Genomic DNA, 12,645 nt, shown 5'->3' with positions numbered 1-12,645 from the left:
CCTTAAATGACGGTAACTTTTGAAAGATCTACATCCATGCCTTTGAGCTGCGCAAAGGTCAATTTATCCATCATCGCTCCGTCAAAGCAGATCGTTTTGAGCATGCGATAGTACTTCTTAGTCAACGTAAACCCCGGCTGGAAGGAAACATTTTTTAAGGTAGCGCCCTTGAACGAAGCTTCGGTTAAGGCCGCTTTGTCGAACATAACGCCGATAAACGTCTGTCCGTCAAAACGCTGCCCGCTCAGATCGGAGAGCTTGAAGTCAACCCCATCAAATAAACAACCTTCAAAAATCGTTTTTCTAAGATCGGTCATCGTTAACGACACGTCAGTAAGTCTAACTCCTGTAAATTTGGCCCCGTCAAGCCCCGACTTGCTGAAATTGGTTCGCACGAGGATCGATTTATTGAAGCTCGCATTTGCCAGGTCAAGCGTGGAAAGGCTGCAATCTGTTAGATTCGCGCCGTCGAAATTGGCTTCGCGTACGTCGCTGCTCTTAAACGTACTGCCGGTCAAATCTGCGCCCGAAAAGTCGGAACCGTGCAGCGCGCTGCCATTAAACTGTCCTTTATGGGCTTTAACGCCTGCAAAATCGCTTTTCACCAGGTTGCTTGCGCTAAAATTTGTAACCACCTGCCGTTCCAGCGAGCGGGAGAGGTTCGCAACCTCTAGTACCGTTTGCTCAATGTCGCCGATGCTATCGATGGTGAGCTGAAATGCCGTTTCATCGTCCTTGCCCTCTTTTTTGAGTTCACGGAACCGTTCCTGCAGATCGCTCTGCAGATCCGCCTTTAATTCCTGTACGCTTTTTACCCCATCGTAGGCTGCGAAAACACCGTTCAGATAGTTCGTCAATTTCTCGTTCATTAACATCCACTCTCCTTATAATAAGTGTTCAAGAACTTGCTTTGCGTATTCCCAGTTGCTTTTGTTGCGGGCGTAAATCTCTCTGCCCTTCTCGGTAATTCTAAAGTATTTGCGGCGGCCGCCTTGTGATTCGTCTCCCCAATACCATTCGATATCACCGTCCGCCTCTAGTCGCCTAACGCTGGAATACATCGTTGCTTCCTTTAGTTCATATTCACCGCCTGAACGCTCCGCAATCAATTTGACAATTTCATACCCATAGCGATCTGATTCAGACAAGAGCCGTAATATCATCGTATCCGTATGTCCGCGAAGCAGGTCGGATGTGATCTTGTTTTCGCTCATGCAAATCACCTCCATAACTGCATAATAAAGCATAGTACCTTGACTGTCAAGGTACTTTTATAAATAAAATACTCTGCCTCAAATAATTTGAGCAGACATAACAAAAAAACCGCGCTCCGTGCGGTTTCTGATTCAATTCCTATTTGATTTGCTGTACAGGACTACGATTGTGAATGCCACCACATATGAAATGAAAGTCCAAAGGACATGCCAGCCATTATCATAGAGAACCCTTCCTATCTCTACAAGGACGTACTCCGCAAATGTAATCCCAATACTCCAAATACCAATTAATATAGCGGGCGACCAAGAACGCCTCTCAATAAAGTAGATGAGGAATATTGCCCACACCGGATACAAACCTAGATTATAGGGTATTGCCGAATAAGATTCATTCTCATCTACAATCGGCTTAACAATCCAAAAGCCATGTTTTACAAAAAAGTCATTGAGAACAAATGCCATAAGCCCGCTAATAGGAAAAACACGAAGAACTAACTTTATTTTATTTGGGAGTGGTGCAATCAAAAAGCATAACCAAGGAATGATAAACCCAATGCTAACATTAAAAATCATAATTACACCTTACCTGCTCATTTTACAAATAGTATTCTCTAAAGTTATCCCCACTCATCCGCGCACGCGGATAAACAACAAGGTCTCCGTGAATACTTTACAAGAGGTGATGACATCGTGGAAGCGTACAGAGCGAAGGAGATCGCCGACTCTCCGGATATGATAATCGTCTCGTACTTTGGCGTTCCTGTGTTTATCGAACATGTCAATTTGGGAGCCGGTACGGCAAGAATTCATCCACTGGACAGGCCGGACGAGGAGCAGACGGTACCCGTCGACGTGCTGGCGGAAGAATTCAACGACGAGTTTGATACACCGTTTATGTGAATCGTCTTTCAAAACGGCAGCTGATCAGCTGCCGTTTTGTTGTTCTTCACTATTGTTAACCCACTTTTTTTAATCCGATACCCGTTACTCTTTGCAAGCCAGTCACTGCGCCGACAAAAAAAGCAGCCATTTATACGTCCATTCGCTCAAAAAGCAGGATTATGTGTAAAAGAGGAAAATTGATTATTTCCGGTAATGAGCGCTTCCATCAATTCACTTAGTTGCTTCTGGTCAACCAATCCTTCGATATAGCTTATCGCTATCTTGTCTCCCAACTCCCGAATGATGAAATCAGAGCTGAAGCCTATTCTTGAACGAAGGATGGAAAGCGTATTGGACAGCGATGAGTTCAGAGCAGCTGCATCATTTTCTAACGGTACAAACACCTTTTCATTTCGTCTTGCTTTCAATTGTTTATCGTGTTTTTTGAATTGGCGAAAGATGCGCATACCATCCCCTCCTTATTCCGGAACGTGTTTTCCATTGCTTATCTTTTCCAGATGCCGGTTAGTTATGCTTCGATCCCAATTCCGCGATTAACAAAGAAAAAGCCGTCCAAAATGGACGGCTTTATTTGTTATTTGAGGGTTTGCTGCTTCCACTGCTCGCGAAGCTGGAGCGTCTTCTTGTTCCACGCTTTGGTCTCCGGAATCAGGTGCTTTGCTTCGTAGCCGTTGAACACGATCTCGTTGATCATATTCACCCAGTTGTACTCGGAGAAGCCCGGGATCGTCGCGCCAGGAAGGACGAGGCCGTTGTCTTTGGTCATTTTGACCGCTTCGATGTTACGGCCCTGCCAGATCGGCGTTTTATCGATATAATCGGTCAGCTCCGGATCAATTACGGATGCGTTGGCACCTTCGTCGATCTTCCACTTCTGCGCCTCCAGCTCAAATTGAAAGCTGATCCATTTGTACGCTTCTTCCTTATGCTGCGAGCCGCTGAGCAGAGCGAGCGGTCCGTAAATATGCAAGGAGTACTGGTTCTGCTTCCCTCGAGGGAAAGGAAGGATATCCCAGTTGAACATCGCCTCCCGGTTCAGCCGGGGCAGCAGCCAGTCTCCTCCGACCTCGAAGGCCGTCTTGCCGTTCAGGAAATTGCGAGCGACATCATGCTGCTCCTTGGCCTTGGACCACGAGAGCATGGAGCCATCCTCCGTCACAAATTCGGTCAGCCACTCTACATCGTCCAGAACAGCAGGCGTTCCGAGCAGGCTCTGGGTCATGTTTTCATTCAAATAAGCCAGATTCTGCGCATGTCCGTCAGCAGCTGCTTTGAGCGGCAGCAGGCGCATGACAAATTCATTACTGGTCGTAAGGCCGTAATCGCCTTCTTTCGGATCCGTGACCCGCTTCGCGATAGTCCGGAAATCATCAAAGGTCCACGTATTCGGCGGCATCTTAACCCCATGCCTCGCCAGCAGATCTTTATTCACGACAATCCACATCGGTACGTCCACGAACGGAACAGCCAATCTCCGCCCCCGAAAATTCATCGTATCGAAATAGCCATCCGGAAGTACTTTATCCTGAAAGGACTCGTCCTTCTCCATATAAGGCTTCAAATTGGCAAGAAGCCCTTGCTGCTCATACGCCAGCAGATCCCCGTCGATCCACGTCAGATCCGCAGGAGTACCGGCCTTCTCCAGCTCTTTGATTTTCGCCATAATATCTTTATCGTTCGCCTGCACCTTGACCGGTTCAATTGTAATCCAGGGATACTTCTCGTTAAACATGTCGTACAGCTGCTGATAACGGTCGTCCGCCCAAGTCAGCAGCCTTAACGTAACAGGGGCCGGCTCCGGTGACTTACCGGACGTTGCAGGGATATAACCGGAACATGCGGCAAGAACCAGTATAATCGTCAGGAGTAAACTTCCAACAACATAATGTTTGTTTTTCAATTGATACTCCTCCTAAAAAGAATTGCTACTTTTTTATGGCCTGTATGGGCCATGATGTTGCAATTCTTACTTCGTAAGAATACGCATAGAATTGCGAAGCAATTCTTACTTCGAAAGCATAGGCTTAGAATTGCGACGCAATTCTTACTTCGAAAGCATCCTCACTCATTCAAGGTTGAATCCAGCTCCTGGCCTTCCTTTAACACCGGATGCCTTAACGTGATTTTCGTTCCGGTATCCGGTCCTGTTACAATCTTCAGCTTATACGCCTCGCCAAAATACAGCTTCAGCCGTTCATTCACATTTCGCAGCCCTACTCCTCTGCGCGATGGCGAGAACTTGCTGCCTGCCGGCTCCTCCGCCTGTTCGAGCTGGTCGAGTACATGCTGCGGAATGCCCTTCCCGTTATCGGCGATATCAATGACAATATCATCCTCTTCTTGCCTTGCGGCAATCATAATTTTTCCTCTATCAAAGTTATCCCTTACGCTGTGCTGGATCGCATTCTCTACCAGCGGCTGCAGCAAGAGACGCAGGAACGGCAGATCAAGTGTCTCCTCATCCCCCGAGTACAGAATCCTTACCGTCTTGCCCATCCTAGCCTGCTCAATAGCCACATAAGCTTTCACTTGATCGAATTCCCGCTTCAATGTCGTAATCTCTTTCCCTTGATTGAGACTTAAACGGAGCAGATTGCCAAGCGCGGAGACCATCTCGCTTATATCGCTTCTGCCGTGATTTTCCGCCTTCCACCGGATCGACTCCAGCGTGTTATATAGAAAATGCGGATTAATCTGGTGGCTCAGCACCTGGAATTCCAGTGCCTTCTTATTACGCTCCGAACGCGAAGCCTCTTTAATTAATCCGTCAATGCGGTGAACCATGCTGCCGACACTCCGGTACAGCCAGCCGACCTCATCCTTACGGGATGACCATGGCGATAAAAAATGGAGATTATCCGATTCCAGCTTGCGCATCAGACGAACGAGATGGGCAATCGGCTGCGTGTACGTAACCGTCAAATAGATAACCACGCTGATGCAGCACAGCAAATAGACGACCAGAAAAATAATCAGTACCCGGTTAATTTCATCCATCGCACCGGTCAGCTCTTTGAGCGGGGTCAAACTGATGATCGTCCACGGATGGTTAGCCATCGTCACGTATGTCGCCAGGTAGGTGTGTCCGCCGATTGTTATCGACTTCGAGCCGGCGTCGCTTTTTTTCATATAGCCGACAAAAGATTCCGAAGGGAACGGCTGCCCGGTCCATTCATTCACCGCCGAATCATAATGAACGATCCCTTTATCGTTGACAAGCAGAAGCTTCTGATCCTTCAGCTGATCGGACGGGGAGAAGTAGCGCTCCAGGAAATCATCGGACAGATCCGTGACGATTAGTCCCCGCTGCTTGGAATCATACATTCCGGAGAACCTCTTCACATAAGTAAGAAGCGGCTTGGCATATTTCCCCTGCTTCGGCATCGTTAAGTACCAGGTCGGCTCAACCGTTGCCTTCGACCGCTGGAACCAATATTGATCGCCAATCCGCACCGATTCATCTATGGATCTCATATACGAAGGGTACTTCGTAGGATTAATCGGATACACCTTCACCCGGAACGCGTCTATCACAGGCGTCGCATGATAGAGAGCCGTCAGCATATTAACCGCAAACGATTCCTCGTCCTGCTCGTCTATCGGTTCCTTATACAGCAGCTCCTGGACGCTTTTATTGCCGATAACCTCATTCACCTGTTCATTCAAATTATTTAAATAGATTTCGAAGTTCTTTTTGGCCTGCTGAAGATAACTCATTGTCATCTTTGTATTCGTCTCGGATATCCCTTCAATCGATTTGATATGAGAATAGTAAGCGAACAGCAGGAATGGGACGATAATCGTCAGCAAGAAGATAAAAATCATACGATTGCGGAAGGATGATGCGAGCCGGAACGAAATTTTTCTCACTCGGTTAACCTGCCTTTCATGCAAAGAAAAAGCGTTAAAAATGAACATTAAAGTTTGCTTATGCCTCATTGTAAAGGAATGCCCTATTCTTTACACTAGTTGCGTAATGACAAACCTACTATTGAAATGAGGAACCACCATGGCATCTTCCAAGCGTTTCGTACATGTTATCTCTCATACTCACTGGGACCGGGAATGGTATATGCCATATGAAGCCCATCACGTAAAGCTCGTCGAAACGATGGATACGCTGCTTCGGACGTTTGAAGCCGACCCGGAATTCCGCAGCTTTTACCTCGATGGGCAAACCATTGTCCTTGAAGATTATTTGCAGGTATATCCGGAGAAAAGAGAGCAGATCCAGAAGCTATGCGATGAAGGCAAGCTCTCTCTTGGTCCTTGGTATATTCTGCAGGATGAATTTCTGACAAGCAGTGAGGCCAATGTCCGCAACCTGCAGATCGGCCACCGCGATGCGGCGAAGTTTGGTCCAATCTCGAAGCTTGGCTATTTCCCCGACTCCTTCGGCAATATGGGACAGGCCGCGCAGCTTCTGAAGCAGGCCGGCATTGATACGGCCGTCTTCGGACGAGGGGTCAAGGCAACCGGCTTCAATAACCGGGTGGATGATTCGGGACTGGAATCCCCGTTCTCCGAGCTTATCTGGCAATCCCCGGACGGCTCCAGCGTGCTTGGCATCCTGTTTGCCAACTGGTACAACAACGGGATGGAAATTCCGGTTGATCCGGTAAAAGCGAAGCCTTACTGGGAGCATCGCCTGGCTCGAGCCGAGCAATTCGCTTCCACCCGGCATCTGCTTCTTATGAACGGCTGCGACCACCAGCCGGTGCAGACAAACCTGTCCGAAGCGCTGCAAGTGGCAAGAAGGCTGTTCCCGGATTATGAGTTTGTTCATTCGAACTTCGATGATTATGTAAAGGCTGTCGAGGCCGAGCGGCCGGAAAGCCTGAGCGTTACTCGCGGCGAGCTGCGCGGCCAGCAGACCGACGGCTGGTATTCTCTCGTCAACACCGCTTCGGCCCGCGTCTATATTAAACAGCTGAATCAGCAGAATCAGACGCTGCTGGAAAAGGTAGCGGAACCGCTTGCCGCTGCTGCGCATAGCCTCGGCAAGCCTTATCCGCATGGACTGATGCAATACGCCTGGAAGACGCTGATGCAGAATCACCCGCATGACAGCATTTGCGGCTGCAGCGTGGATGAAGTTTACGACGAGATGAAGACGCGTTTCGCCAAAAGTATGGAGGTTGGCAAACGTCTGACCGAAGACAGCGTCAATTTTATCAGTTCCAAAATCAATACTTCCTCCTTCGCTGCGTACAGTGATGAGGCTGTTCCGCTTGTTGTCTTTAATACAAGCGGCTACGAAGGCTCGTCTGTTGTGACCGTTGAGCTTGAATTCTCCCACCGCTTCTTCGACCAAAGCGAGGATCCGGTTGCCATAGCTGCCGACGTTAAGGCACGTACCCATGCAGAAGGCTACCTCATTCATGCTAAGGGCAAAGCCATTCCGCATACCGTAGAAGATTTGGGCGTACGTTTCGGTTACGAGCTGCCTAACGATAAATTCCGCCAGCCTTATATGGCACGTGCATTGCGGTTAACCTTTGAGGCAGCTAACCTGCCTCAAATTGGCTATCAGACCTTCGCCTGGATTCCAAGCCTTGGCGACGCTGAAGGGCTTGGTGCAGGAGAAGAGAAGTCTCTTCTGAGCGGAGGCCGTACAATCGAGAACCTCCATCTGAAGCTGACGGTAGAGGATGACGGAAGTTATTCCGTCTATCATAAAGCTAGCGGTCAAACCTTCAGCGGGCTTGGCATCTATGAAGATGCAGGCGATATCGGCAATGAATATATTTTCAAACAGCCCGTTGGCGATAAAGCCATTACTACCAAAGGCCTGAAAGCCGCCATTCGTGTCGTTGAAGACACGCCGTACAAAGCGGCAATCGAGATCACCCATTCCTTCGCCATTCCGGCGAGTGCCGACGAACGGTTAGCCGAAGAGGTTGACACCATGGTTGAATTCCGCAGCCGGAAGGCTGGACGCTCTAGCGAGCTTGCTCCGCTTGTTATCATCACAAGGCTGAGCCTGGAGCGAGACGGTAAAGGCGTGCGTGTCCATGCAAAGATCGACAATCAATCCAAGGATCACCGGGTACGGGTATTGCTGCCTTCCGATGCGGAAGGGTCCACTCATTTTGCCGATTCGATCTTCGAGGTTGCCGAGCGCCGGACTGTACCGTCTGCAGTGTGGGAGAACCCAAGCAACTGTCAGCATTTGCAGACCTTCATCGACGTTCATGATCGCGAGAGAGGTTTGACTGCTGCCGGCAAAGGTCTTAACGAATACGAAGTCTTGCAAGACGGGCGCAATACAATCGCCTTGACGCTGCTCCGTTCCGTTGGCGAGCTTGGTGACTGGGGAGTTTTCCATACTCCGGATGCGCAGTGCCTCGGCGCCAATGTCGCGGAGTGGATGGTCATCCCTTACGGCGGAGAGAGCGAGCGGTTTGACGCTTACCGTGAAGCTTACCGGTTCCCGGTTCCGCTTACCGCAGCTGGCGTCCGTTTGCAGCAAGGAGAGCTTCCGCTGACGGAAAAATTCCTCGCCTGGAACGGGGACGGCCTTGCCTTCTCCAGTCTGAAGATCAACGAGGACCGCGGTGACCTGATGGCCCGCTGGTACAATCTGTCGAGTGAACCAACAAGCCTTATCGTTCAGGCGAAACCGGCGCCTTCCGGATCCTACATCAGCAACATAATGGAGGATGTCAACAGCGAGGCTGCAGACAGCCGCATTCCAGTGGAAGGCTACAAAATCATAACAGTCGGCATTACATCTTAATCCTTATATAGATACGGCAAAAGGCAGTTCCAAAGGGAAAGCGTTATTCACCTTGGATACTGCCTTTATGCTTTACTCGTCTATAATGCCCCGCTGTCTGCGGTATTCTTTTGGCGTGCAGCCGACCTGCTTCTTGAACAGCTTTGAGAAATGGACAGGGTCTTTGTAACCGACCTGATAGGAGATCTGGTACACCTTGTACTGGATATCGCCAAGCATCTCCTTCGCTTTCTCGATCCGAATATCGGTCAAATATTCAAGAAACGTCTGCCGTTTCTCTTTCTTGAACAGCTTGCTGAGCCAAACAGGCGTAACATGAACGGCGCTTGCCACGCTTTGCAGCGTTAAGCTGTCCGCATAGTCCCGCTGCAGAATTTTCTCCGCTTCGCAGATGATCTGGCTTGGGGGTGCGGTGAGACGGCGGAAATCGGCTGCCATTTCCTTCAGGCATCTTTCCGCCTGCTCCCTAAGCGATTGCAGCGTATCATATTGCTCCAGCTGCTCCCAAAGCGCAATCGGGTTGCTCCCCCATTTTTTATTGGGAATGCCGGCTGCCGCTGCTTTCTTAAAGATCTCAAACAGCCACTCGAAGATGTTTTGCTGAATATCCCGCAGCTGGGTAAGCTGCCAAGCTTGAACCATTCGTTCAAACCGGTCCATCGCAGCCGAAATATCCACATCCGATCCGAATTTGACCAGATCCAACACCTCTTCGGGCACGGCCAGCTTCAGATCGGCATGCTCGCCCTCTTCATAACTGCCCTGCAGCGTAAATACCCGGTTGCCGCCGTACACGGCCTTTTGCTCAAGAACGCTAACGGCTTCCGCATACATTTCGTGCAAGTGCTCGAAGGTACAAGGGTTCGTCCGCAGCCCGACACTGGCCTTCACTTTCACAAAATCATTAATCCGCTTAATACACAGATGCGCTATCCCGCTCGTCAGCTCGGATTGTTCCGATCTCATGCAGCTAAGCAGCACCACCCATCTGCCGGAGCTGTCCGTGCAAATCGCATACGGATAAGGATAATCCTCCTCCAGCGTCTGATTGACAACATTGCCAATCCCGAACAAGATCAGGTCCTTTTCCTGCGCACGGCGGTTCTCGATCGCTTTCAGATCATCCGCTTCGATGACCATCACCGTCATATAATCGGTTGTTATCCATTCCATATTTAAAGTCGTAAGCCGATGGCGCCGTCTTGTCTCTTTATAGGGATCATGCTCCTGCTCAACCATTTCGCGCAGGAGCTCTTCGCGCATTTTCGGAATGGCGAATTTCACCTGATTGATCAACTGCTGCTCATTATGCTGCTCCAGACGTTTCCGCTGAATATTTTCAACTGCTTTACGGACGATCTGCTCCAGTTCATTGATGTTAATTGGTTTAAGAATATAATCGAGGGCTCCGGTCTTCATTGCCTGCTTTACGAGATCGAAATCATCATAACCGCTTACCACAACCGCTTCCGGATGATAATCCTTGATCGGCTGCAAGGCATTCAGAAATTCCAGCCCGGACATCCGGTTCATCTTAATATCCGTTACAATCAGATCCGGTCGCACATCCTGCGCCAGCATTAGCGCTGTATCCCCGTCATCGGCAACCAGTACCTCCCCAATGCCAAACGTTTCCCAAGGAAAGCGGTTACGTAAACCTTCGCGAATCTCGAATTCATCATCTACGATTAAAGTACGCAGCATCCATTCACCTTCCCCATTATGCATGATGCGAGATTTGTAACCTGTCTGGCTGCTTTGGTCTACCTCCATACTAAACGGTTCTATTTTGGATTGCACGGGGGTAAAGCAAAACTTTATGGGGTTGTATTAAATTGTTGTGAGGGATGCTTGCGCGTTCTCCATACTAACCGATCACGAGGAACGGCTCCAATTCCTTGAAAAGCTTTTTGACATTCACATCATCCGGCACGACAAGCGTCAGCGGTTCATTCAGCTTTAGCACAAACAGGCCCAGAATCGATTTGGCATCGGCCATTCCGCTTTTTCCATGAATCCAGATGTCGAAATCATAACGGGATACAATATGGTTAATCTGTTCGATGTCTTTGACATCTTTTACTTTGATAGGCACAATCATGGGGTTTATTATGCTCCTTCCAGCGTACATCCAATTTTTTCTTATTAGTTGTGCGCTGACAGACATTGCTTTATACGTACAGGCATAACATGTATTGGACAGGTAAGTGAAGGGAGAGGGCTGACATGGCTTGGCGTGATCTCATACCAAACGATGCGAGGAAAACATTCGACACTTTAATCGATCGCAAAAGAAAATTGGATATCTTCAAATCAAGAGCTGCTGCATGTGCATTGCTTTGCTTATTTTGTTTTTTACTATTTGCCATTGTGTACTACAGAAATATCGGCACCATTAATGGCAGCTTTGTCAGCCTGTTTGAAGGCATAACGAATAGCTCCTTCCTTATCTTTCTGATAGCCGTATTCATCGTTAGCTTTGTTTACCTGTATGTGCTGGCCAAGGAAATCGATAAAGCGAAGAAAAAGTATGAAACGCTGAGAGAAGAAACGATCGACCGCTTTGATACAACCTGGCTGAAAAGCATCAGCTTCGAGACAAGAAGCGAAATCTCGAAAGAGATGAACTCTTACGATATTAACATCGATTATAAAGGGTAAAATGAAATCCCCCTGCAGCCTGGCTGTAGGGGGATTTATGGGGTGATCTTATTCATCCTCATTACCGAATGATGATCGGAAGGCTGCTACTATTAAAGTTATGATTTCCCCGGTATCCCAAAGTTAGGAGTACCATCTTCGTTCCATGTGAAGGCTTGCACGCGGGCATGACGGTTCGGATCAGAAAGCGCGCTGCCTGTAAGCTCCTTATAAGGGCGGGCATGATAGACGATCAGGTCGGTCAAGCCATCCTTGCTCACTGTAAAACTGTTATGACCCGGTCCATAGTTTGCGGTTTCCTCATTGGTCTCAAATACAGGCTCAGGATGCTTGGTCCAGCTGTTCGAATCAAGCAAGTCAGCTTCTTCAGAAGCTTCCAGCAGTCCCATGCAATATCGGTGATCCGTAGCGCTTGCCGAGTAAGCAACAAAAATCCGCCCGTTGCGCACCAGTACGGCCGGCCCCTCATTTACCCGATGACCTTGAATCTCCCAATCATACTCCGGTGTTGATATTAATACCTGAGGACCTTCAATTGTCCATGGGTTGACCAGCTTGGCTATGTATAGATTGCTGTCCGATTCTTTATATTGCGCCCAGATCAGATACTGACTCCCGCGATGACGGAAGGTTGTCGCATCGAGTGAGAAGCTCTCGAAGTCGAGAGCCATTTTCCCCTTTTCGACCCAATGGCCTGTTATCGGGTCTTCATCGCCGCACTCCAGCACATACGGACGTATAGCCCACTGATCTTCGGCCGTTCCCGCCGCAAAGTAGATGTACCATTTGCCGTCCATATAATGAAGCTCCGGCGCCCAGATATGGTTGCCCATCTCTCCGACTTCATGCTTGCGCCAGATCACCGTCTCTTCAGCATCAACAAGCCCTTCAAGCGTAGCTGCCTTGCGTAACACAAGCCGGTCATACTCCGGTACAGAGGCTGTAAAATAGTAACACCCATCCGTATGCTTAAGCACATATGGATCTGCTCTGTTTATAATCCAAGGACTTGAATAAATCTCCATCAATACATCCCCCTATGTAAAGATTGATAGAAACACAATTATCTATTAGTAGAGTAACATAAAATGGATATCTGTTAGCAACCTTGTTATACATAAAAAA

General features: G+C 48.7%; 12 protein-coding genes. 3 read left to right on the top strand and 9 right to left on the bottom strand.

All coding sequences use genetic code 11. The features are described 5' to 3' along the window. Nucleotides 1-2: 2 nt before the first annotated feature. The 3 genes from BM200_RS13905 to BM200_RS30820 all read right to left on the bottom strand — a co-directional run bounded on the left by BM200_RS13905 (nt 3) and on the right by BM200_RS30820 (nt 1,790). Nucleotides 3-869 (bottom strand): pentapeptide repeat-containing protein, encoded by an 867-nt coding sequence (locus BM200_RS13905; protein ID WP_091186432.1) that lies wholly within the window; start codon nt 867-869, stop codon nt 3-5. A 15-nt stretch (nt 870-884) separates the two neighbouring features. Further along, nucleotides 885-1,214 (bottom strand): PadR family transcriptional regulator, encoded by a 330-nt coding sequence (locus BM200_RS13900; RefSeq protein WP_091186430.1) that lies wholly within the window; start codon nt 1,212-1,214, stop codon nt 885-887. A 132-nt stretch (nt 1,215-1,346) separates the two neighbouring features. Continuing rightward, nucleotides 1,347-1,790: a CBO0543 family protein gene (locus BM200_RS30820; protein ID WP_091186427.1), complete on the bottom strand. Its 444-nt coding sequence runs from the start codon at nt 1,788-1,790 to the stop codon at nt 1,347-1,349. 117 nt (nt 1,791-1,907) lie between these two features. On the opposite strand from BM200_RS30820, the gene BM200_RS13890 reads away from it, so the two are divergent. Beyond that, nucleotides 1,908-2,117 carry an H-type small acid-soluble spore protein gene (locus tag BM200_RS13890; protein WP_091186425.1) on the top strand — a complete coding sequence of 70 codons (210 nt, stop codon included), beginning with the start codon at nt 1,908-1,910 and terminating at the stop codon, nt 2,115-2,117. 146 nt (nt 2,118-2,263) lie between these two features. Here the strand turns inward: BM200_RS13890 and BM200_RS13885 are convergent, their stop codons facing one another. From BM200_RS13885 to BM200_RS13875, 3 genes are all read right to left on the bottom strand, one after another. Continuing rightward, the gene (locus BM200_RS13885; protein ID WP_091186423.1) at nt 2,264-2,566 is read right to left on the bottom strand and encodes a hypothetical protein; all 303 of its coding nucleotides are present in this window, start codon (nt 2,564-2,566) and stop codon (nt 2,264-2,266) included. A 128-nt stretch (nt 2,567-2,694) separates the two neighbouring features. After that, nucleotides 2,695-4,020, bottom strand: coding sequence for an ABC transporter substrate-binding protein (locus BM200_RS13880; RefSeq protein ID WP_091186421.1), 1,326 nt, complete (start codon nt 4,018-4,020; stop codon nt 2,695-2,697). 161 nt (nt 4,021-4,181) lie between these two features. Next, nucleotides 4,182-5,990 carry a cache domain-containing sensor histidine kinase gene (locus tag BM200_RS13875; protein WP_091187859.1) on the bottom strand — a complete coding sequence of 603 codons (1,809 nt, stop codon included), beginning with the start codon at nt 5,988-5,990 and terminating at the stop codon, nt 4,182-4,184. A 139-nt stretch (nt 5,991-6,129) separates the two neighbouring features. Between BM200_RS13875 and BM200_RS13870 the strand changes: the two genes are divergently transcribed. Further along, a complete protein-coding gene (locus tag BM200_RS13870; RefSeq protein WP_091186419.1) occupies nt 6,130-8,859 on the top strand; it encodes an alpha-mannosidase in 2,730 nt (909 codons plus the stop codon). A gap of 72 nt (nt 8,860-8,931) precedes the next feature. On the opposite strand, the gene BM200_RS13865 is transcribed toward BM200_RS13870, so the two are convergent. Together BM200_RS13865 and BM200_RS13860 are read right to left on the bottom strand one after the other, a co-directional pair. Further along, complete coding sequence (locus tag BM200_RS13865; protein WP_091186416.1) at nt 8,932-10,563, bottom strand: response regulator transcription factor; 1,632 nt, start codon at nt 10,561-10,563, stop codon at nt 8,932-8,934. Between the two features lie 163 nt (nt 10,564-10,726). Next, the gene (locus BM200_RS13860; protein WP_091186414.1) at nt 10,727-10,960 is read right to left on the bottom strand and encodes an HPr family phosphocarrier protein; all 234 of its coding nucleotides are present in this window, start codon (nt 10,958-10,960) and stop codon (nt 10,727-10,729) included. A 125-nt stretch (nt 10,961-11,085) separates the two neighbouring features. Here BM200_RS13860 and BM200_RS13855 point away from each other — a divergent pair, with 125 nt between their 5' ends. After that, nucleotides 11,086-11,520: a DUF2663 family protein gene (locus tag BM200_RS13855; protein WP_091186411.1), complete on the top strand. Its 435-nt coding sequence runs from the start codon at nt 11,086-11,088 to the stop codon at nt 11,518-11,520. A 98-nt stretch (nt 11,521-11,618) separates the two neighbouring features. Here the strand turns inward: BM200_RS13855 and BM200_RS13850 are convergent, their stop codons facing one another. Further along, the gene (locus BM200_RS13850; RefSeq protein ID WP_091186409.1) at nt 11,619-12,545 is read right to left on the bottom strand and encodes a glycoside hydrolase family 43 protein; all 927 of its coding nucleotides are present in this window, start codon (nt 12,543-12,545) and stop codon (nt 11,619-11,621) included. Nucleotides 12,546-12,645: the final 100 nt, after the last annotated feature.

This window comes from Paenibacillus catalpae, from assembly GCF_900112695.1.
Taxonomy (GTDB): Bacteria; Bacillota; Bacilli; order Paenibacillales; family Paenibacillaceae; genus Pristimantibacillus; species Pristimantibacillus catalpae.
This window is presented reverse-complemented; position numbering and strand designations above follow the sequence as displayed.